The sequence below is a fragment of the Sideroxydans sp. genome (assembly GCF_054604835.1).
Window position 1 is genome coordinate 231,250 of record NZ_JBTSFG010000002.1, and the last position, 19,703, is coordinate 250,952.

At 60.6% G+C, this 19,703-nt stretch carries 22 protein-coding genes and 1 riboswitch; of the genes, 5 read left to right on the top strand and 17 right to left on the bottom strand.

Annotation, left to right across the window (positions count from 1 at the left end; all coding sequences use genetic code 11):
* Position 1 precedes the first annotated feature (1 nt).
* The 4 genes from ubiE to ACYCZ5_RS04460 are packed head-to-tail and all read left to right on the top strand — an operon-like array spanning position 2 to position 2,120.
* Positions 2 to 733: a bifunctional demethylmenaquinone methyltransferase/2-methoxy-6-polyprenyl-1,4-benzoquinol methylase UbiE gene (ubiE, locus tag ACYCZ5_RS04445; RefSeq protein WP_461543571.1), complete on the top strand. Its 732-nt coding sequence runs from the start codon at positions 2 to 4 to the stop codon at positions 731 to 733.
* Positions 734 to 770: 37 nt separating this feature from the next.
* A complete protein-coding gene (locus tag ACYCZ5_RS04450) occupies positions 771 to 1,109 on the top strand; it encodes a zinc ribbon domain-containing protein YjdM (protein WP_461543572.1) in 339 nt (112 codons plus the stop codon).
* Positions 1,110 to 1,122: 13 nt separating this feature from the next.
* Positions 1,123 to 1,311, top strand: coding sequence for a hypothetical protein (locus tag ACYCZ5_RS04455; protein ID WP_461543573.1), 189 nt, complete (start codon positions 1,123 to 1,125; stop codon positions 1,309 to 1,311).
* Complete coding sequence (locus ACYCZ5_RS04460) at positions 1,311 to 2,120, top strand: alkaline phosphatase family protein (RefSeq protein ID WP_461543574.1); 810 nt, start codon at positions 1,311 to 1,313, stop codon at positions 2,118 to 2,120. Before ACYCZ5_RS04455 ends, ACYCZ5_RS04460 begins: the two co-directional genes overlap by 1 nt.
* Here ACYCZ5_RS04460 and ntrC read toward each other — a convergent pair.
* The 5 genes from ntrC to ACYCZ5_RS04485 form a co-directional block, all read right to left on the bottom strand.
* Positions 2,117 to 3,523: a nitrogen regulation protein NR(I) gene (ntrC, locus tag ACYCZ5_RS04465; RefSeq protein WP_461543575.1), complete on the bottom strand. Its 1,407-nt coding sequence runs from the start codon at positions 3,521 to 3,523 to the stop codon at positions 2,117 to 2,119. The two genes, ACYCZ5_RS04460 and ntrC, sit on opposite strands and share 4 nt — an antisense overlap.
* Positions 3,523 to 4,581 (bottom strand): nitrogen regulation protein NR(II), encoded by a 1,059-nt coding sequence (gene glnL, locus ACYCZ5_RS04470; RefSeq protein ID WP_461543815.1) that lies wholly within the window; start codon positions 4,579 to 4,581, stop codon positions 3,523 to 3,525. The genes ntrC and glnL overlap by 1 nt, the downstream gene beginning before the upstream one ends.
* Positions 4,582 to 4,616: 35 nt before the next feature.
* Positions 4,617 to 5,114, bottom strand: coding sequence for a DUF4124 domain-containing protein (locus tag ACYCZ5_RS04475; protein WP_461543576.1), 498 nt, complete (start codon positions 5,112 to 5,114; stop codon positions 4,617 to 4,619).
* Positions 5,115 to 5,235: 121 nt separating this feature from the next.
* Positions 5,236 to 6,651 carry a type I glutamate--ammonia ligase gene (glnA, locus tag ACYCZ5_RS04480; protein ID WP_461543577.1) on the bottom strand — a complete coding sequence of 472 codons (1,416 nt, stop codon included), beginning with the start codon at positions 6,649 to 6,651 and terminating at the stop codon, positions 5,236 to 5,238.
* Positions 6,652 to 6,837: 186 nt separating this feature from the next.
* Positions 6,838 to 8,013, bottom strand: coding sequence for a cation diffusion facilitator family transporter (locus ACYCZ5_RS04485; protein ID WP_461543578.1), 1,176 nt, complete (start codon positions 8,011 to 8,013; stop codon positions 6,838 to 6,840).
* An 81-nt stretch (positions 8,014 to 8,094) separates the two neighbouring features.
* On the opposite strand from ACYCZ5_RS04485, the gene ACYCZ5_RS04490 reads away from it, so the two are divergent.
* Entirely contained in the window at positions 8,095 to 8,547 is a 453-nt protein-coding gene (locus ACYCZ5_RS04490; RefSeq protein WP_461543579.1) for a rhodanese-like domain-containing protein, read from the top strand.
* Between the two features lie 94 nt (positions 8,548 to 8,641).
* Here the strand turns inward: ACYCZ5_RS04490 and ACYCZ5_RS04495 are convergent, their stop codons facing one another.
* The 12 genes from ACYCZ5_RS04495 to rsxC form a co-directional block, all read right to left on the bottom strand.
* A complete protein-coding gene (locus ACYCZ5_RS04495) occupies positions 8,642 to 9,466 on the bottom strand; it encodes an undecaprenyl-diphosphate phosphatase (protein WP_461543580.1) in 825 nt (274 codons plus the stop codon).
* An 82-nt stretch (positions 9,467 to 9,548) separates the two neighbouring features.
* Positions 9,549 to 9,764 carry a DUF1289 domain-containing protein gene (locus ACYCZ5_RS04500; protein ID WP_461543581.1) on the bottom strand — a complete coding sequence of 72 codons (216 nt, stop codon included), beginning with the start codon at positions 9,762 to 9,764 and terminating at the stop codon, positions 9,549 to 9,551.
* Positions 9,765 to 9,771: 7 nt separating this feature from the next.
* A complete protein-coding gene (locus ACYCZ5_RS04505; RefSeq protein ID WP_461543582.1) occupies positions 9,772 to 10,029 on the bottom strand; it encodes a YkgJ family cysteine cluster protein in 258 nt (85 codons plus the stop codon).
* A 77-nt stretch (positions 10,030 to 10,106) separates the two neighbouring features.
* Complete coding sequence (gene thiC / locus ACYCZ5_RS04510) at positions 10,107 to 11,975, bottom strand: phosphomethylpyrimidine synthase ThiC (protein ID WP_461543583.1); 1,869 nt, start codon at positions 11,973 to 11,975, stop codon at positions 10,107 to 10,109.
* Positions 11,976 to 11,999: 24 nt separating this feature from the next.
* Positions 12,000 to 12,091, bottom strand: a riboswitch (TPP riboswitch).
* Between the two features lie 286 nt (positions 12,092 to 12,377).
* Entirely contained in the window at positions 12,378 to 12,629 is a 252-nt protein-coding gene (locus tag ACYCZ5_RS04515; RefSeq protein ID WP_461543584.1) for a type II toxin-antitoxin system CcdA family antitoxin, read from the bottom strand.
* Positions 12,630 to 12,792: 163 nt separating this feature from the next.
* Complete coding sequence (gene ppsA, locus ACYCZ5_RS04520) at positions 12,793 to 15,159, bottom strand: phosphoenolpyruvate synthase (protein WP_461543585.1); 2,367 nt, start codon at positions 15,157 to 15,159, stop codon at positions 12,793 to 12,795.
* 25 nt (positions 15,160 to 15,184) lie between these two features.
* Complete coding sequence (locus ACYCZ5_RS04525; protein ID WP_461543586.1) at positions 15,185 to 15,376, bottom strand: chemotaxis protein; 192 nt, start codon at positions 15,374 to 15,376, stop codon at positions 15,185 to 15,187.
* Entirely contained in the window at positions 15,373 to 15,960 is a 588-nt protein-coding gene (locus ACYCZ5_RS04530; RefSeq protein ID WP_461543587.1) for an electron transport complex protein RnfA, read from the bottom strand. Before ACYCZ5_RS04530 ends, ACYCZ5_RS04525 begins: the two co-directional genes overlap by 4 nt.
* The gene (gene rsxE, locus ACYCZ5_RS04535; protein WP_461543588.1) at positions 15,950 to 16,579 is read right to left on the bottom strand and encodes an electron transport complex subunit RsxE; all 630 of its coding nucleotides are present in this window, start codon (positions 16,577 to 16,579) and stop codon (positions 15,950 to 15,952) included. Before rsxE ends, ACYCZ5_RS04530 begins: the two co-directional genes overlap by 11 nt.
* On the bottom strand, positions 16,576 to 17,271 hold the full coding sequence (locus tag ACYCZ5_RS04540) for an FMN-binding protein (RefSeq protein ID WP_461543589.1): 696 nt from the start codon (positions 17,269 to 17,271) through the stop codon (positions 16,576 to 16,578). The genes rsxE and ACYCZ5_RS04540 overlap by 4 nt, the downstream gene beginning before the upstream one ends.
* A complete protein-coding gene (locus tag ACYCZ5_RS04545) occupies positions 17,268 to 18,290 on the bottom strand; it encodes an RnfABCDGE type electron transport complex subunit D (RefSeq protein ID WP_461543816.1) in 1,023 nt (340 codons plus the stop codon). The genes ACYCZ5_RS04540 and ACYCZ5_RS04545 overlap by 4 nt, the downstream gene beginning before the upstream one ends.
* A 2-nt stretch (positions 18,291 to 18,292) precedes the next feature.
* Positions 18,293 to 19,666, bottom strand: coding sequence for an electron transport complex subunit RsxC (rsxC, locus tag ACYCZ5_RS04550; RefSeq protein WP_461543817.1), 1,374 nt, complete (start codon positions 19,664 to 19,666; stop codon positions 18,293 to 18,295).
* Positions 19,667 to 19,703 lie beyond the last annotated feature (37 nt).

Genomic DNA, 19,703 nt, shown 5'->3' on the forward strand with positions numbered 1-19,703 from the left:
AATGGCCAAGACACATTTCGGTTTCGAAACTGTCGACGAGAACGAGAAGGCGAAGAAAGTCGCCGGCGTGTTCACCTCCGTCGCCAGCAAATACGACATCATGAACGACCTCATGTCGGTCGGTCTGCACCGCGTGTGGAAGCCCTTCGCGGTCGGTCTGGCGAATGTGCATGAAGGCCAGCGCGTGCTGGACGTGGCGGGTGGCTCAGGCGATCTGTCCAAACTGTTCCTGAAGAAGGTCGGCCGCAGCGGCCAGGTCATCCTCACCGACATCAACAACGCCATGCTGCGCGTCGGGCGCGACCGCATGATAGACAACGGCACACCGACGCCCACCGCGCAATGCGACGCCGAGCATCTGCCATTCCCCGACAACTATTTCGACTGCGTCAGCATCGCCTTCGGCCTGCGCAACGTCACCCACAAGGACGCCGCTCTGCGCGAGATGAAGCGCGTGCTCAAACCGGGCGGCCGCGTCATCGTGCTGGAATTCTCCAAGGTCGCCAAACCGCTGGAGAAGATGTACGACCTGTATTCCTTCAAGCTGCTGCCCAAGATGGGTGAGCTCATCGCCAACGACGCCGACAGCTACCGCTACCTCGCCGAATCCATACGCATGCATCCGGGTCAGGAAGAACTGAAGCAGATGATGGTCGACGCCGGCTTGGAGCGCGTCGAATATTTCAACATGACCGGCGGCGTGGTCGCGGTGCACCGCGGTTATAAGTTGTAATAGCAGTAGTATTTCTTCAAACAATATTGGAATCGATATGTCAGATCTGCCGAAGTGCCCCCTATGCAACTCCGAATACACCTACGAAGACGGTGACAACTACGTCTGCCCCGAGTGCGCGCACGAATGGCCCAAGGCTGTGGCCGAGGCAACTGAAGAAGTGAAGGTGTTCAAGGACGCTTTCGGTACGGTGTTGAACGACGGCGACACGATCACAGTGATTAAAGACCTGAAGATCAAGGGTTCGTCCTCGGTGGTGAAGGTCGGTACCAAGGTGAAGAACATCCGTCTGGTAGATGGCGACCACGATATCGACTGCAAGATCGACGGCATCGGCGCGATGCAGTTGAAGACCGAGTTCGTGAAGAAGGTCTAAAGAGGGTCCAGACATGAGCGGCTGGGGTTGCCCTCACGAGGCAGACGGCAAGTGCCAGAAGGTGCTGAACCAGCCGTGCGACATCGGCATGAAAGGTTGTGTGCTGGCGGGGCGTTTCCGTTTCGCCGATCCGAGCAAGAACCGCACACGCAAAAAGGTGCAGGACGAAACGCCGAAGCCTGCATCGGGCGGCCAGAAGTGATGATGAGGTTCGTGTCCGGCTTGTTCCTGCTTTGTGGGGCAGCGCAGGTGCAGGCCACCGCTTTGCCAAGGCCGGACCATATCGTCATCGTGATCGAGGAAAACAAATCCTGGTCAAAGATCATCGGCAATCCCGACGCGCCATACATCAACGCGCTGGCGCAACGCGGTGCGCTGTTCACCAATTCGTACGGCATCACCCATCCCAGTCAACCCAACTATCTGGCCTTGTTCACCGGCAGCACACGCGGCATCGGCAGCAATACCTGCCCGCTCGACCTGTCCGGTGACAATCTCGCCAGTGCGCTGCTGGCAAAAGGGCTGGGCTTCATCAGCTATTCGGAATCGATGCCGAGGGCCGGCTACCCGGGGTGCCGTTATGGTTCGTATATGCGCAAACATAACCCTGCGGCGAACTGGAAGGAACTCGCAGCAGTGAATCAACCGCTGACCGCCTTTCCGCAGGATCTCTCGAAATTGCCCGAAGTGTCCTGGGTGATACCGGACCAGCGCCACGACATGCACAACGGCAGCATCGCGCAAGGCGATGCATGGTTGAAACAGAACATCGAGGGGTATGCGCAGTGGGCGATGGACAACAACAGCCTGCTCATCGTCACATTCGACGAGGACGATGGGTCGGAAGGGAATCGCATCGTTACGCTGTTCGTCGGCCCCATGGTCAAGCCGGGGAAATATGCGCAGCGTATCGATCACTACAACGTGTTGCGTACCATCCAGCAGATGTACGGACTGCCCGGCATGAACGAGAGCGTTCGCGCGGAACCGATCAGCAAGGTTTGGCGTTAGTCCTTACCTTCGTCACCATCCAGCCCTAATTCCTGAATCTTGCGCGTCAGCGTGTTGCGGCCCATGCCGAGCAGCGTGGATGCTTCGATACGGCGACCGCCGGTGTGTTGCAGTGCCTGAGTGATCAGGGTGCGTTCGAATTCCTTGGTGAGCGTATCGAGGATGTTGGGTTCACCGCGTTGCAGCATCTGTGCGGCCTGCTGCGCCAGCAAGGTGTGCCAATCACCGCCAGCTGAAGCAGCCGGTGATGCCTCACGCCATTCCGCGGGCAGGTCGGCGATCTCCACTTGCTGGGTCGGTGTCATCACCGTGAGCCAGTGACACAGGTTCTCCAGTTGGCGCACGTTGCCGGGGATGTCTTGCGCGGAGAGGAACGTCAGCGCGGCTTCGCTCAATACCTTCTGTTCCCCGCCCAACTCTTTAGCGCTCTTTTGCAGGAAATATTTCGCCAGCAGCGGGATGTCCTCGCGGCGTTCGCGCAACGGCGGCAGGCGCAGACGGATCACGTTCAAACGGTGGAACAAGTCTTCTCGGAACAGACCCTGCTTCACGCGCTCGTTCAGATTCTGGTGGGTGGCCGCGATGATGCGCACGTTGGCTTTGATCGGCTGGTGGCCGCCGACGCGGTAGTAGTTGCCGTCCGACAGCACGCGCAGTAGACGCGTCTGCAACTCGGCAGGCATGTCGCCGATCTCGTCGAGGAACAGCGTGCCGCCTTCGGCCTGCTCGAAGCGGCCATGGCGCGTGGTGTTGGCGCCGGTGAACGCGCCTTTCTCGTGACCGAACAGCTCCGACTCCAGCAGGTCCTTGGGGATGGCGGCGGTGTTGATCGCGACGAAAGGCATGTCGGCACGCAGGCTGTGCCGATGCAGTGCCTGTGCCACCAATTCCTTGCCGGTGCCTGATTCGCCGGTGATGAGCACGGTGGCATTGGATTGGGCGAGACGGCCGATGGCGCGGAACACTTCCTGCATCGCCGGCGCATGGCCGAGGATGTCAGGCGCATCGGTACTCTCGACGCCGTTGCTTTGTTTGCGCTGACTCTGTGCCAGCGCGCGGCGGATCAATTCGACCGCATGGTTCACATCGAATGGCTTGGGCAGATACTCGAACGCACCGCCCTGGAACGAGGACACCGCGCTTTCCAGATCGGAATACGCGGTCATGATGATGACCGGCAGCGCGGGATAGTCGTTGCGCAAGGTCTGCAACAGATCCAGGCCGGAACTGCCCGGCATGCGGATGTCGCTGATCACCATCTGCGGCTGACTGTTCGGCAACTCGGCCAGTGCTTCGTCGGCCGAGGCGAAACTCTTGTATTCGATCTCCTCGCGGGCAAGGGCTTTTTCCAGCACCCAGCGGATGGAACGGTCGTCGTCGATGATCCAGACAGGTTTGCTCATTATTGTTTTTCCATGGAAGTGAGCGGCAGCATGACCGTGAAGCAGGTCCGCCCCGGTTCGCTGTCGAATTCGATACTGCCCTGATGCTGGCTGACGAAGTCCTGCGCCAGCGTCAGGCCGAGGCCGTGTCCGTCTGCCCGTCCCGAGACGAGCGGATAGAAGATCTTGTCCTGCAGGTGATGCGGGATGCCGGGGCCGTCATCGATGATCTGTACCGAAATGGCCAGCCGGTGGCGCTTCTTCATCAGCGTGACCTGACGCGAGATGCGCGTGCGCAGGATGATCGTTCCCTGTCCCTGCATCGCCTGTGCGGCATTGCGCACGATGTTCAATATCACCTGGATCAACAGCGCCTTGTCGCCGTCGAGATCGGGCAGACTCAAGTCGTAGTCGCGCTGGATGTGCAGACTCTCGGGCAGCTCGGCCATCACCACACTGCGCACGCGCTCCAGCACTTCATGGATATTCAATGCACTGAAATGGGGCGTGTGCTGCGGCGTGAGCAGATTCTCCATCAGCGAACGCAAACGGTCCGCCTCCTGGATCACCACCTGCGTGTATTCGCGCAGCGCCGGTTTTTCCAGCTCCTGCTCCAGCAATTGCGCCGCACCGCGGATGCCGCCCAGCGGGTTCTTGATCTCGTGCGCCAGATTGCGCAACAGCATGCGATTGGCCTGCGTCTGGTCGAGCATCTGCTCCTCGCGCGCCAACTTGAGCGGTCTTTCGATGGTGTGGAATTCGAGCAACAGTGCATATTGCGGCAGCTGCAATGTGGTGACAGTGCAGCTCAGATGCAGTTTCTGCGAATGTGTATGCGTGCCCAGCAGCAGGTCATGTTCGATGTGCGCCGAGCGGTTGGCCAGCGCGGATTGGATCGCGCTGAACAATTGCTCGGTGTGGGTGAATGCGAATTGCAGCGGATGGCCGACGAGGTTGCTGTGGCTCACCGCGAACAGATGCTCCGCCGCCGGATTCAGATACGCGATGCGCGACTGATCGTCGAGCAGCATCACGGCGGTCGACAGAAAGTCCAGTGTGGGGAGCGGGGCGCTGGTCATGTCAAACAAAGAGCAGAAAACATGCCAGCGTCAGATCACTTGAGATTATCGATCTCGGTCTGTATCGCCCGGAGGTTGTTCTCATGCATCCGGACGTTCTCCTGCGCGGCTTGCACGCTCTCTTCGTACTTCGCCATGTTGCGGTAGGTCTTGCCGTCTGCGCCGGTGTAGATCTGCGGTGTATCTTCGGCCACTTTCAATTGCGTGCGGGCATCTTCCAGTGCCTGACGTTCGCTGGCCATCTCGTCCTCGAGGATGCGCAGGCGCTTATCGTCACGACGCTTTTGCGTCGCATTGTCCACGCGCGGGAAAGCAGACTCCTCGCTGCCAACTTCGCGATTGCGTTCTTTGGCAGCCGCTCTGGGCGGGGGCATGGTCGGCAAAGGCTCCAGCTTCAGCTTCTGTGCGCCCTTGAGCGGCTCGCTGGAATAAGTGACGCGGCCTTCCTTGTCGACGCGTTTGTAGATCTCCGCGTGGGCGGCGGTGCTGGCAGTGAACACGACGCACAACAACAGCATGCGGGTTGGCTTCATGGTGTGTCCTCGAAATTCGATGGGGGGAGTATAGGGTAAGGATAGTGGTGAGACAAACCGCCCTCCAAAAACAAACGGAGCCGCAAGGGCTCCGTTTATTTGCAGCAAGTCGCGGAGCGACTTAGATGCTGTAGTACATGTCGAACTCGACCGGATGAGTGGTCATGCGGATCTTGTTCACTTCGTCCATCTTCAACGCGATGAATGCGTCAATGAAGTCGCTGGAGAACACGCCGCCACGGGTCAGGAACTCGCGGTCCTTGTCCAGTGCTGCCAATGCCTCGTCCAGACCAGCTGCCACGGTCGGGATCTTTGCATCTTCTTCCGGCGGCAGGTCGTACAGGTTCTTGTCAGCTGGATCGCCAGGGTGGATCTTGTTCTGGATGCCGTCCAGACCAGCCATCATCAGCGCGGAGAAGCACAGGTACGGGTTCGCTGTCGGGTCCGGGAAACGGGTCTCGATGCGGCGAGCCTTGTCGCTGGCGACGTGCGGGATGCGGATGGAAGCGGAACGGTTCTTGGCGGAGTAAGCCATCTTCACCGGTGCTTCGTAGTGAGGAACCAGACGCTTGTAGCTGTTGGTGCCGGGGTTGCAGATCGCGTTCAGTGCCTTGGCGTGCTTGATGATGCCGCCGATGTAGTAAAGCGCTGTCTCGGACAGACCGGCATAGCCGTTACCCGCGAAGGTGTTCTTGCCGTCTTTCCAGATCGACTGGTGCACGTGCATACCGGAACCGTTGTCGCCAACGATGGGCTTGGGCATGAAGGTCGCAGTCTTGCCGTACTGGTGCGCAACGTTGTGCACGATGTACTTCAGAGTCTGAGTCTGGTCAGCGCGCTTCACCAATGTGTCGAACTTGGTACCGATCTCGCACTGGCCGGCAGTCGCCACTTCGTGGTGATGCACTTCGACAGGAATACCGACTTCTTCCAGCAACAGACACATTTGTGCGCGGATGTCGTTCAGGCTGTCAACGGGAGGAACCGGGAAGTAGCCACCCTTGACCATTGGACGGTGGCCAGTGTTGCCGCCTTCGAACTTCTCGCCTGTAGACCAAGCAGCTTCTTCAGAGTTGATCTTCAGGGAGCAGCCGGACATGCTTACGCTCCACTCGACGGAGTCGAAGATGAAGAATTCCGGTTCCGGACCGAAGAATGCTGTGTCGCCGATGCCGGTGGACTTCAGGTAGGCTTCAGCGCGTTTGGCGATGGAACGCGGGTCGCGGTCATAGCCCTTGCCGTCTGTCGGCTCGATTACGTCACAAGTGATGACCAGGGTCGGCTCGTCGAAGAACGGATCAACATAAGCGGAAGCTGGATCCAGCATCAACAGCATGTCGGAAGCTTGAATACCCTTCCAACCGGCGATGGAAGAACCGTCGAAGGCGTGACCGTCTTCGAACTTGCTCTCGTCCACGGCACTGACCGGCACGCCAACGTGCTGTTCTTTACCGCGTGTATCGGTGAAACGAAGGTCGACGAATTTGATGCCTTGTTCTTTGATCAGCTTCAGAACGTCGGCGGCTGTTTTGGACATACTTGAATCTCCCAGGAAATTAAAAACAAAAGTCAGTAAAGCGAACCGTTTGATTGGTACGGGTCGAAAAGAGCAGAAACTGTGCCATCCCCGGATATCCAGTCAGGCGAGCATTGTGCCATATCTCAAAGGAAATGGCGGGCATCGTGCGCGCCCAAAAACAGGGCAAACCGACACCGCTGCGCACTATTTTGGTGCGGCGTCCTGATAGACATCGATACGCTTGAAATACGGGTCATCCGTGACGATAGCGTCGCACTTGGCCTGCAGGTCGCCCGCGGTAGCCGTAGCCGGCAGCAGCAACTCGGCTTCAATCTTGCCATTGAGGTAATGCAACACGATGCGTGTGTCTGCTGGCAGATCCTGAGCCAGGCGTTTATGCAGATGCACCAGCAAGAGATGGCGCTGCGGCGTATGCGCGTTCGGTTTCGACTGGACGTCATCCTCAGGGTCGATATGCACCATCACATCCATCACATGATGGCTTCTGAGCACGGCCGCACGGGCCGCCTCGGCGATGTAATGCCCTTCCGACACGCTGACGTAGGGATCGACCATGATGTGCGCGTCGACCAAAGCATTGTCCGCCATCTTGCGCGTGCGCAACTCGTGCAGCCCCAGCACGCCGGGAACCGACTTGAGCGTATTGCGGATCGCGCGCACTTCCTCTGCTTCCAAGCCGGTGTCCACCAGTTCCAGCATCGCATCGCGCGCGAACTGGATGCCCATCCACGCGATCATCACACTCACCACTGCGGCGGCCACCAGATCGAGGAAGGTATAACCCAGCAGGTTGCCCGAGATGCCGATCAGCACCACCAGCGACGAAGCCGCATCCGAACGCGCGTGCCATGCGTTCGCCACCAGCATCTGCGAACGCACGCGCTTCGCGACAGCCAGCATGTAGCGGAACAGCGTCTCCTTCGCGGCCAGCGTGAACAGCGCCACCCAGAAGGTATACGCCTCCACGCGATGCAGCTCCTCGGGATGTTGCAAGCGCATGCCGGCCGAGATCAGCAGCGCACCGCCCACCACCACCAGACTGACGCCGAGGATCAGCGAAGCGGCCGTCTCGATGCGCGCATGGCCGTAGGGATGGTTCGCGTCGGCGTGTTTGTTGCCGTGGCGGTTCGCGAACAGCACCATGATGTCCGCCAGCAGGTCCGAGAGCGAATGCAGGCCGTCCGCCATCAGCGATTGCGACTTGCCGAAGAAGCCGCCGATCAACTGTGCCAGCGTCAGGAACAGATTGACTACGATACTGACCCAAGTGCTCTTGCGTGCCGCAGCGAAGCGCTCGGGATGAGCGGGCTCGAAAGCGGCCGACTTGTCGTGTCCATGTGCGTGCGTGTGATTTTTCATTGCTGTTGGGATAGTATGCAGGCGAGTGCGCAGGATAACATTTCGCGCACCGAACCTTAAACAACACAGAAGCAAGGGTATATGGGAAAGATCACAGAAATATTGACGACAGCACAGAACCGCGCAAAGGATCTGGGCCTGCCGTACGAGGGTGCACTGACACCTGACGAAGCCAACACCATCTGGCAGAGCGCCCCCGGCGCCAAGCTGGTGGACGTGCGCACCCGCGCCGAGATCGATTGGGTCGGCAAAGTGCCGGGCGCAGTCGAGATCGAATGGATGAGCTATCCCGGCATGAAACCCAACCCCAACTTCATGGCCTCGCTGGAACAGCAAGTGGACAAGGAATCGCTGGTGCTCTTCCTGTGCCGCACCGCCCAGCGCTCACACGCAGCAGCCGCACTCGCCACGCAGAACGGCTATGCCGATTGCTACAACATTCTAGAAGGCTTCGAAGGCGACAAGAACGGCAGCAACCAGCGCAATGCCAAGAACGGCTGGCGCGCCGCCGGACTGCCTTGGGAACAAAGCTGAAGAAAACCATTCGTGCCGAGCTCAGCCTGTCCTGAGCTTGCCGAAGGATCGAAGCATGAACGGAAAGCAAGATAGCCCGCGCAAGCGGGCTTTTTTACGGATGCGACCAGCTCACCGCGCCGGTATACGCCGTCAACAGCACCACCAGTCCGAACACGATTCGATACCAGGCGAACACCACAAAGGTGTGATTCGAGATGAACTTGATGAAACCGCGCACCGCCCACATCGCAGCAATGAACGAACACACGAAGCCGATCGCGAACACCGGAATGTCGGCCGCATGCAGCAGCGTCCAGTTCTTGTACAAGTCATAAGCCGTCGCCGCGAACATGGTCGGAATCGCGAGGAAGAAGGAGAATTCCGCCGCCGTCTTGCGCGACAGACCGAAGATCAAACCGCCCATGATGGTCGCCCCCGAACGCGACGTGCCGGGAATCATCGCCAGCGCCTGCGCAAAGCCCACCTTCAGCGCATCCGGCCAGCGCATCTCATCCACCGAATTCAGGCGCGGATGATAATTGCGCTTCTCCACATACAGAATGACAAAGCCGCCCACAATCAGCGCCGTCGCCACCGTGATCGGGTTGAACAACAGCGCTTTGATGGTCGAATGGAACATCAAGCCCAACACCGCCGCCGGCAGAAAAGCCACGAACAACAACCCCACAAAACGCTGTTCGACAGGATCTGTCTTGACGCCGTGCATCGTGCGCATCAAACGCTCGCGATAATCCCAGCACACCGCCAAAATCGCTGCCAGCTGAATCACGATCTTGAACACCTTGCTCGTCTCGTCGTTGTAACCGAGCAGATCGCCGAGGATGATCAAGTGCCCGGTCGAAGAGATCGGCAAGAACTCGGTCAAACCCTCCACCACACCGAGGATGGCGGCCTTCAAAAGCAGAGCAATATCCATAAAGTCTCGTCATTCCCGCGCACGCGGGAATCCAGTAGTTTCTAAAAATATGTTCGTCCTGAGAGGTGAAGGATGAACCATGTCAGTCACGCGAAGGGTAGAGCCTCCCGTTGGTTAGCTTGGCGATGCGCCAGTTCACCGCCCGCCGCTCCTCCTCGTTCATCTCCAGCCAGCGGCAGACTTCATCGAAAGTGCGCAAGCAACTGCGGCACACATCATCGCCCAGCACCGTGGTGCAATGACCGATACAAGGAGACTCGGCGGTGACTTCGTCGGGAACAGGGGAGGGTTGTTGCATGGCCCGATTATACCGGCTGCGTCGCCCGTTCCAGCTGCGATAACCATGCCAGCGCATGCTCACGCGAATCACCGCACATCTCGGCCGAAGGTTGCAGCCCGCCACAGAAAGCAGGGCGATTAGGCGAGCCGAATACCTTGCAACGCATCGCATCATCAAGTTGCACGCATGGCATACCGGCAGGCTTGCCATGCGGCATGCCGGGTAGCGGGGAGGTGATGGAAGGCGCGATGCAGCATGCGGCGCAGGAGGGGCGGCAGTTCATGTTGAGCATTGTAATAGGTTGAATTAAAGGAAACGGGCCGCAATGCGGCCCGTTTGTTTGACTGAGTGCAGAACGACTCAAGCCTTGTGATAAACCTCGGCCCCCTGTTTCACAAACTCCACCGACTTCACTTCCATCCCTTTCGCTAGGGCCTCAGCCTCGGCGATGCCCTGCGCAGCGGCGAAGTCGCGCACGTCCTGGCTGATCTTCATCGAGCAGAACTGCGGGCCGCACATGGAGCAGAAGTGGGCGACCTTGGCGGATTCCTTGGGCAGGGTTTCGTCGTGGAATTCGCGCGCGCGGTCGGGGTCGAGGCCGATGTTGAACTGGTCTTCCCAGCGGAATTCGAAGCGCGCTTTGCTCATGGCGTTGTCGCGGATCTGCGCGCCGGGGTGACCCTTGGCGAGGTCGGCGGCGTGGGCGGCGATCTTGTAGGTGATGATGCCTTCCTTCACGTCGGCTTTGTTGGGCAGGCCGAGGTGCTCCTTGGGTGTGACGTAGCAGAGCATGGCGGTGCCGAACCAGCCGATCAGCGCCGCGCCGATGGCGCTGGTGATGTGGTCGTAGCCGGGGGCGATGTCTTGCGTCAGGGGGCCGAGCGTGTAGAAGGGCGCTTCGTGGCACCACTTCAGTTGCAGCTCCATGTTCTCTTTGATCATATGCATGGGCACATGGCCGGGGCCTTCGATCATCACTTGCACGTCGTGCTTCCACGCGATCTGGGTGAGTTCGCCCAGCGTCTTCAGTTCGCCGAGTTGCGCTTCGTCGTTGGCGTCATACACCGAGCCGGGGCGCAGGCCGTCGCCGAGCGAGAAGGTCACGTCATACGCCTTCATGATTTCGCAGATCTCTTCGAAGTGCGTGTAGAGGAAGTTTTCCTGGTGGTGCGCAAGGCACCACTTCGCCATGATGGAGCCGCCGCGCGAGACGATGCCGGTCATGCGCTTGGCGGTCATGGGGATGTAGCGCAGCAGCACGCCGGCGTGGATGGTGAAGTAGTCCACGCCTTGTTCGGCCTGCTCGATCAGCGTGTCCTTGAAGATCTCCCAGGTCAGGTCTTCGGCCTTGCCGTTCACCTTCTCCAGCGCCTGATAGATCGGCACGGTGCCGATGGGCACAGGCGAGTTGCGGATGATCCATTCGCGCGTCTCGTGGATGTTCTTGCCGGTGGACAGATCCATCACGGTGTCGCCGCCCCAGCGGATGGCCCAGGTCATCTTCTCGACTTCTTCCTGGATGCTGGAACCCAGCGCGGAGTTGCCGATGTTGGCGTTGATCTTCACCAGGAAGTTGCGGCCGATGATCATCGGTTCGCACTCGGGGTGGTTGATGTTGGTGGTGATCACGGCACGTCCTGCGGCGACTTCGCTACGTACGAATTCGGGCGTGATCTCTTTCGGCATGGCCTTGCCGAAGTTCTCGCCGGGATGCTGTTGCAACATCATCTCGGAAAGGCCGTCGCGTTTCTGATTCTCGCGGATGGCGATGTATTCCATCTCCGGCGTGATGATGCCCTGACGCGCGTAGTGCATCTGCGTCACGTTCTTGCCCGGCTTGGCGCGGCGCGGTGTGTGCTTGAGGTTGAAGCGCATGTCGGCCAATGCCGGGTCGCCCAGACGTTGCTGGCCGTAGTCGGAACTCAGGCGCGGCAATTCTTCAGTGTCGCCGCGCTCGGCAATCCATGGTGCGCGCAGTTCTTCCAGACCGGAGCGGATGTCGATCTTCACTTCCGGGTCGGTATAGGGGCCGGAGCAGTCGTAGACGTAGATCGGCGGGTTCTTCTCCACGCCGTTGTTCAGGTGCGTGTCGCTCAGCGTGATCTCGCGCATCGGCACGCGGATGTCGGGGCGCGAACCTTGCACGTAGATCTTGCGCGAGTTCGGCAGCGGCTTGATGGCGGCTGCGTCAACGTGGGCGGTGGAGGAAAGGAATTCGGGTGCGTTCATTGTGGTACTCCTGAAATTGCAAGAAGCACCGGAAGGATGCTTCCCTACGACGGCATGACCCGTACAGGTTCAAAGGGTGTGTCTCACTGCCATCCGGCAGACCCCTAGCGAGGGGCGCAAGGTACTGGAAACAGGGGCGAAATACAAGCTTTGACCCCATTGGAAGAGGTGCTATGGCCTAAACCCGGAGCAGCCAATAGCACAACTACGTCATTCCGGCGAAGGCCGGAATCCAGCTAATCAACAAATTTCCCACGCAAGTGGGACAACATCATGGTTTTGTCCGCTTTGCGGCCTATTACTATTGCTGGATACCGGCCTTCGCCGGTATGACGACCTAATGGATTAGGCCGCCAAAGATGCGCTCTGCACAGAAACCAGATATCGAATTGAGCCACGGTCTCAGATTCGATCGAATTCAGCGCCAGCCAAACCTGTTTCTGCGATGTTCTTCCCGTGTGCTTCCAGAGCATCGGCATTACGTTCCGCCCAAGTGCGATTCTCAAGTTGATCCAGCAGTCGAACGAGCAGTTGTTCTGCATGGGCAGAAAAATCGACTTGTTGCTTGTACGGCTCAAGACGATCCAATAGCCCTTGGTCTATGGATAAAGAAAGCCGGCCTTTTTTGACTGCTGTGGGGGAGCGGGCTTGCATGATGTCTACGCCGATTCGTTTGGGGTGTGCATGATCATACGCGCGTCAAAGCGCATGAAAAAGGGTCGCCAGCGCTGGCGACCCTGTGGAATAAGGGCCCGGCGCCCCCCGCCGAGGAGAGAGGGAGAGAGAAGCGGGAGGGCGGGCAAACGGGTTGGACGACCTACTTGGCTTGGCCCAGCTTGCGCCAGGTCTCCAGCAGGGTGTCCGGGTTGAGCGACATGGTCTGGATGCCTTGCTCCATCAGCCACTGGGCGAAGTCGAAATGGTCCGACGGGCCCTGGCCGCAGATGCCGACATATTTATCCAGACGGTTGCAGGTGCTGATCGCCATGGAGAGCAGTGCTTTCACCGCGCCGTCGCGTTCGTCGAAGCGGTCGGCCACCAGACTGGAATCGCGGTCCAGACCCAGCGTGAGTTGCGTCAGGTCGTTGGATCCGATGGAGAAGCCGTCGAAGTATTGCAGGAACTCTTCGGCCAGCAGCGCGTTGGACGGAATCTCGCACATCATGATCAGACGCAGGCCGTTCTCGCCGCGCTTGAGGCCGTTCTTGGCCAGCGTCTCCACCACTTCTTTCGCTTCGCCGACCGTGCGCACGAAGGGGATCATGATCTCCACGTTGGTGTAGCCCAGCTTCTCGCGCACACGCTTCATGGCGCGGCATTCCAGTTCGAAGCAATCGCTGAAGTTGGCCGCCACATAACGGCCCGCACCGCGGAAGCCGATCATCGGGTTCTCTTCCATCGGCTCGTAGATCTCGCCGCCCAACAGCTTGCGGTATTCGTTCGACTTGAAGTCGGACATGCGCACGATGACTTTCTTCGGCCAGAACGCGGCGGCCAAAGTCGCCACCCCCTCAGTGATCTTCTCCACGTAGAACTCGACCGGATCGGCATAACCGGCAGAACGTTTCAACACCGCCTCGCGCAGCTTGCCCGGCAGGCGGGCATATTCCAGCACGGCTTTGGGGTGCACGCCGATCATGTTGTTGATGACGAACTCCAGACGCGCCAGACCGATACCGGCGGAGGGCAGTTGCGAGAACTCGAACGCCAGCGTGGGATTGCCCACGTTCAGCATCAGCTTCACCGGGATGGGCGGCAGCGCCTGTTCGCTGTGCACGATCACCTCGAACGGCAGCATGCCGTGATAGACGAAGCCGGTATCGCCTTCCGCGCAGGACACGGTGACCATCTCACCATCCTGTAATGCCGTGGTGGCGTGGCCGCAACCGACGATGGCGGGGATGCCCAGTTCACGCGCGATGATGGCCGCGTGGCAAGTGCGGCCGCCGCGGTTGGTGACGATGGCGGCGGCCTTCTTCATCACCGGTTCCCAGTTCGGGTCGGTCATGTCGGTGACCAGGATGTCGCCGGCCTGCACCTTGTCCATCTCTTCCGGGCCGGACACGATGCGTACTTTGCCCTGGCCGATCTTCTGGCCGATGGCGCGGCCTTCGGTCAGTACGTCGCCGCGCTGCTTCAGGCGGTATTTCTCGCTGCCGCCACCGTGGTTCACGTTCGACTTCACCGTCTCCGGGCGCGCCTGCAGGATGTACAGCTTGCCGTCGTTACCGTCCTTGCCCCACTCGATGTCCATCGGGCGGCCGTAATGCTGTTCGATGGCGACGGCGTAGCGCGCCAGTTGCAGCACGTCCTCGTCGTTGATCGAGAAGCTGTTCTGCGCGGCGGGCTCCACCGCCTCGACGCGGCAGGAACGTCCGGCGGAGCGTTGCTCGTCGAACACCATGCGCTGCAGTTTGGAACCCAGTGTGCGGCGGATCACGGCGGGGAAGCCGGCAGCCAGTTGCTGCTTGTGCACATAGAACTCGTCCGGGTTCACCGCGCCCTGCACCACCATCTCGCCCAGACCGTAGGAGGAGGTGATGAACACCGCATCCTTGAAACCGGATTCGGTATCCAGTGTGAACATCACGCCCGATGCGCCCACGTCGGAGCGCACCATGCGCTGCACCCCGGCGGACAGTGCCACTTCGGCGTGGGTGAAACCCTTGTGCACGCGGTAGGAGATGGCGCGGTCGTTGTACAGCGAGGCGAATACTTCGCGGATCGCATGCAGGATGTTCTCGATGCCGTGGATGTTGAGGAAGCTCTCCTGCTGTCCGGCGAAGGAAGCGTCCGGCAGGTCTTCCGCCGTGGCCGAAGAGCGCACGGCGAAGCTGCCTTCGCCGCCCGCCACCAGCTTGTCGTAATGGCTGCGGATGTCATCTTCCAGGCGCTTGGGCAGCGGCGCTTCGACGATCCAGTTGCGGATGGTGCGGCCCGCCTCGGCCAGCGCAGAGACATCCTCGATGTCCAGCTTGGAAAGTCTTTCCTCGATGCGCTTGTCCAGACCATCGTTGGCGAGGAAGTCACGATATGCATCCGCCGTGGTGGCGAAGCCTCCCGGAACCTGAACACCTGAAGAGCTGAGACTGGAGATCATCTCGCCAAGGGAAGCGTTCTTGCCGCCTACCTCGGGGATGTCAGCGATGCCCAGCGATTCGAATGGAATGACATACGGTTGCATATTGTTCTCCCTCGTTAAAGATCTTTTAGTGGTGATGAGTGCTGCTCACACAATGGCCGGCGCAACTGCTGCTGCAACCGCCACAACTTTCTTCTCCCTCTTCACGCGCCGGGCCGAATTCCGGATGGCGTGCCGCGAACCGTCTGGCCGCAGTTTGCACCGCAAGCCAGATGAATACCAGACCGAGCATGACGGCGATGGCGACGAGATATTTCATCGCGCCACCCCGATGCCGCCGAAGCCCATGAACGCCAGTGACAACAGTCCGGCCAGCATCAGCGACAGCGCCGTGCCGTGCATCACGCTGGGCAGGTTGGACAGGTTCAGTCGCTCGCGCACACCGGCCATCAAGATCAGCGCCAGAGAGAAACCTACGCCGCCGCCCAGACTGAAAGCCACTGACTGGGCCAAGTCATAGTCGCGCGCGGTCTGGAACAGCGCCACGCCCAGCACCGCGCAGTTGGTGGTGATCAGCGGCAGGAAGATGCCCAGCGCGCGGAACAGCGCGGGCGAGAACTTCTTCATCACCATCTCCACCAGTTGCACGGCGGAGGCGATCACCGCGATATAGGCGATCAGGCGCAGGAACTCCAGATCGAAATGGGTCAGCAGTTGGTTCAGCGCATAGCTGCACAGCGAGGCGACCAGCATCACGAAACTGGTGGCGATGCCCATCGGCACGGCGGTCTCCAGCTTGCCGGACACACCGAGGAAAGGACACAGACCGAGGAACATCGCCAGCACGAAGTTGCTGGAGAGTACGGTGATGATGAAGATCTGGCCGAGTGTCTCATGCTCCATGTTGAGCCTCCTTGCGTTTGGCCAGCCAGGCGAAGAACAGCAGCCACAGACCGAGCACGAAGAAGCCGCCCGGCGGCAACACCATCACCACCCAGGGCTGGAACTGGTCGCCGAACAGCGAGATGCCGAACAGCTTGCCCGCGCCGAGTATCTCGCGCACGCTGCCCAGCGCGAACAGGCCGATGGTGAAACCGATGCCCATACCCAGCGCGTTCACCATCGCGGAGAACGGCGGGTTCTTGGCGGCGTGCGCCTCAGCGCGGCCGAGGATGATGCAGTTCACCACGATGAGCTGGATGAAGGCACCCAGCGCTTCATACAGTGCGAGGCTCACCGCCTGGATGATGTAATCGACCAGCGTGACGAAGGTGGCGATGATCACGATGTAGGTGGCGATGCGCACTTCCCTGGGGATGAAGCGGCGCAGCATGGAGATCAGCGTGCAGGAACAGATCAGCACGAAGGTGGTGGCCAGTCCCATGCCCAGCGCGTTGAACGCCGACACCGTCACTGCCAGCGCGGGGCACATGCCGAGCGCCATCACGAACACCGGGTTCTGTTTCCAGATGCCTTCCAGCAATTGCTCCATGTTGCTCGCCTGCAAGGGTTGGCTGCTCACTGCACGCCTCCTTTCTGTTTCACGGCTTCCAGATGCGGCACCAGCAAAGGCAACAGGCGTTGCGCGCTGTCGTTGATGCCGCGCCCCACCGCCTTGGAAGTGATGGTCGCACCCGCGATGGCATCGATCTCCCAGCCGAACTGCTTGCTGCCGTGTTTCACCGTCTTAACAGTATTGAACAGCGATTTCAGATCGGGCGTCAGGCTCACGTCCAGATGTTCGAAGCTCTGCAGGAACACCGGGTCGGTGATGATCTTGTCGCCGATGCCGGGCGTCTCGCGCATATGTGTGACGCGGATGCCGAAGATGCATTCGCATGCCTGACGATAGCCGTACAGCACGCGCACCGTGTCGGAATATCCGCGCGCGGCGCCTTCGGCCGCGATGGCATCCAGCTTGCCGTCTTTGTCGTAGGCGGCATAGAAACGCACCGCGCCCGCAGCCGGATCGCCTTTGGCGGGCGTCACGCCCTTGTCGTGGGCATCATATTCCACGATGCGCACCGCATCCGGGATCAGCGCGCGCACGCTGCGCTCCAACACCACCTTCTTGTTGGCGGCGATGGCGGGTTGCGTCCATTGCCACACCGCCACGATGAGGCCGCCGCACAGCGAGGTCACCAGCATCAGCGTGCGCACCATGCGCAGGCTGTTCACCGGCGGCACGACGTGGATGGGTTGCTGGCCGCTCATTTTGTGCGCGCTCCGAACACCTTGGGTTGCAGATATTTATCCAGCAGCGGCGCGAGCGCGTTGCCGAACAGGATGGCGTACATCACGCCCTCGGTGAGACCGCCGAAATAGCGGATCAATATCGTCACTGTGCCGATGATTGCGCCGTAGGCCCAGATCGCGCGGGGGCTGACCGGCGAGGTCGCCATGTCGGTGGCCATGAACAGCGCGCCCAGCATCAGGCCGCCGGACAGCAGCACCAGATGCGCGGGCGGATATTCGTCGCCGCCGAACAGGCGGAAGGCCAGTGCCAGCAGCAGCGCGCTGCCGACCACCGCCACCGGGATGCGCCAGTCCATGAATTTGCGCGCGATCAAGTACAGGCCGCACACCAGCAATAGCAGGGCCGAGGTCTCGCCGGTGGAGGCGGAGGCCGCGCCGGTGATCATGTCCTGCACCGGATAGACGAAGTGTTCGAACTTCCAGCGCGCCAGCGGCGTGGCACCGGTGAAACCGTCCACCATGTTGGCGCTCACCCAAGTGGTGATGTCGTTCGGCTGCATCAGCGGCAGCGTCAGCGAGGAAGGGATGAACTCAACGAAGCGTTGCGGCGTGAAGGCGGGTGCCCAGGTGGTGATGGCGGTGGGGAAGGCGGCTTGCACGAAGGCACGGCCGACCAGTGCCGGGTTGAACGGGTTGTGGCCCAGACCGCCGAACAGCGACTTGCCCAGCCAGACTGCCGCGAAACCTGCCACCGCGCCCATCCACAGCGGAAAGGCGGGCGGCAGCGTCAGCGCCAGCAGCACGCCGGTGATGGTGGCGCTCCAGTCGGACAGGGTGTTGACCGTGCCGGACATCTTGTTGGAGATGCGCTCGGCGGCCAGGCAGGACAGCGTGACGGTGACGATCAGTGCCAGCGAGGACAGGCCGTATTGCCAGATGGAGAAGGCGCATACCGGCAGTAGCGCATACACCACATGGCGCATGATGGTGGGGACGTCGCGCCCGCTGTGCAGGTGCGGCGAGGCGCGCAGTTGCATGCTCAAGTCGGTTTCCTTTCGCGCAAGAAAGCCTTGGCCGCGCGGAACTGTTGCACCAGCGGGATGTGCGACGGGCACACATAGCTGCAACAGCCGCATTCGAAACAGTCGCCGAGATGATAGTGCTCGGCCATCTCGTCGAACTCCAGTTTAGCCGACAGCATGCCCAGTTGTGACGGATTCAAACCCATCGGGCAGGCGTTCACGCATTCGGAACAGTGGATGCACGCCCAGCTCTGTTTGGTGATGGGTTCCAGCATGCGCTTGTCGAACACCAGGATGCCGGAGGTGCCCTTGCTCACCGGGATGTCCAGCGTGCTGGCGGCCTGTCCCATCATCGGCCCGCCGAGGATGACCTCGCGTTCCTTGCACTCCGGGTCGCCCGCCCAGTCGAGGATGCTGCGCAGTGTGGTTCCGAATGGGATCCAGTAATCGCCGGGTTTTTTGATGCCGGGGCCGGCCAGTGTCACTACGCGTTCGATCAGGCCCTGACCTAGCGGCAGCAGACGGCCGAGCAGCGCCAGCGTGCCGACGTTGTGCACCACCAGTCCGAGCTGGCTGGGCAGGTCGCCGTTCGGCACATCGAGGCCGAGCAGCGATTTGATCAGCATCTTCTCCGCGCCCTGCGGGTATTTGGTGGCGACCGCCTGCAGCGTGATGCTGCCGTCCGCAGGCAGATGCGGGCGGATGGCAGCCATCGCATCCAGCTTGTTGTCTTCCACGCCGATGATGGCGCGCGTGGCACCGCTGGCGCGCAGTGCGATGCGGATACCGGCCAGCAACTCGACCGGCCATTCGCGCATCAGCTTGTAGTCGCAGGTGAGGTAAGGCTCGCATTCGCAACCGTTCACGATCAGCGTATGCACCTGTTTGTCGGCGGGCACGTTCAACTTGGCATGGCTGGGGAAGGCCGCGCCGCCCAGACCGACCATGCCGATCTGCTGGATGGCGGTGATCAATTGCGCCTGATCCATGCTGTCCACATCTTGCGGCAGACTGCAGCGCACTTCCTGCGTGGAAGCTTCATACACGCGCAGCACGATGGCATCGGTCCACGCGCCGCGTGTGTTGGGGCGCGGCGTGATGGCTTCGATCACGCCGTCGGCCGGGGCGTGGATGGGCGCGGACACAGCCCCGTCGCAACGCGCGATGAGCTGGCCGCGCGCTACTTCCTCGCCGACCGCGACCAGCGGCAGCGAGGGTTTGCCGATGTGCTGCGCCAGCGGCAGCACCAGCTTGCGCGGGAAGGGCATGCGCTTGATCGGCTGATCGAGCGTGCCCTTGTGCGGCGCAGGATGGACGCCGCGCTGAAACGTGCCGCGACGCCAGGAAGAAAAAAGTGAAGCAAGCCCGTGGGAAGGATGTTGTCCTTCCACCAAGGGGAGATGCGCGGGGGGCGCAGGGAGGAGAGAG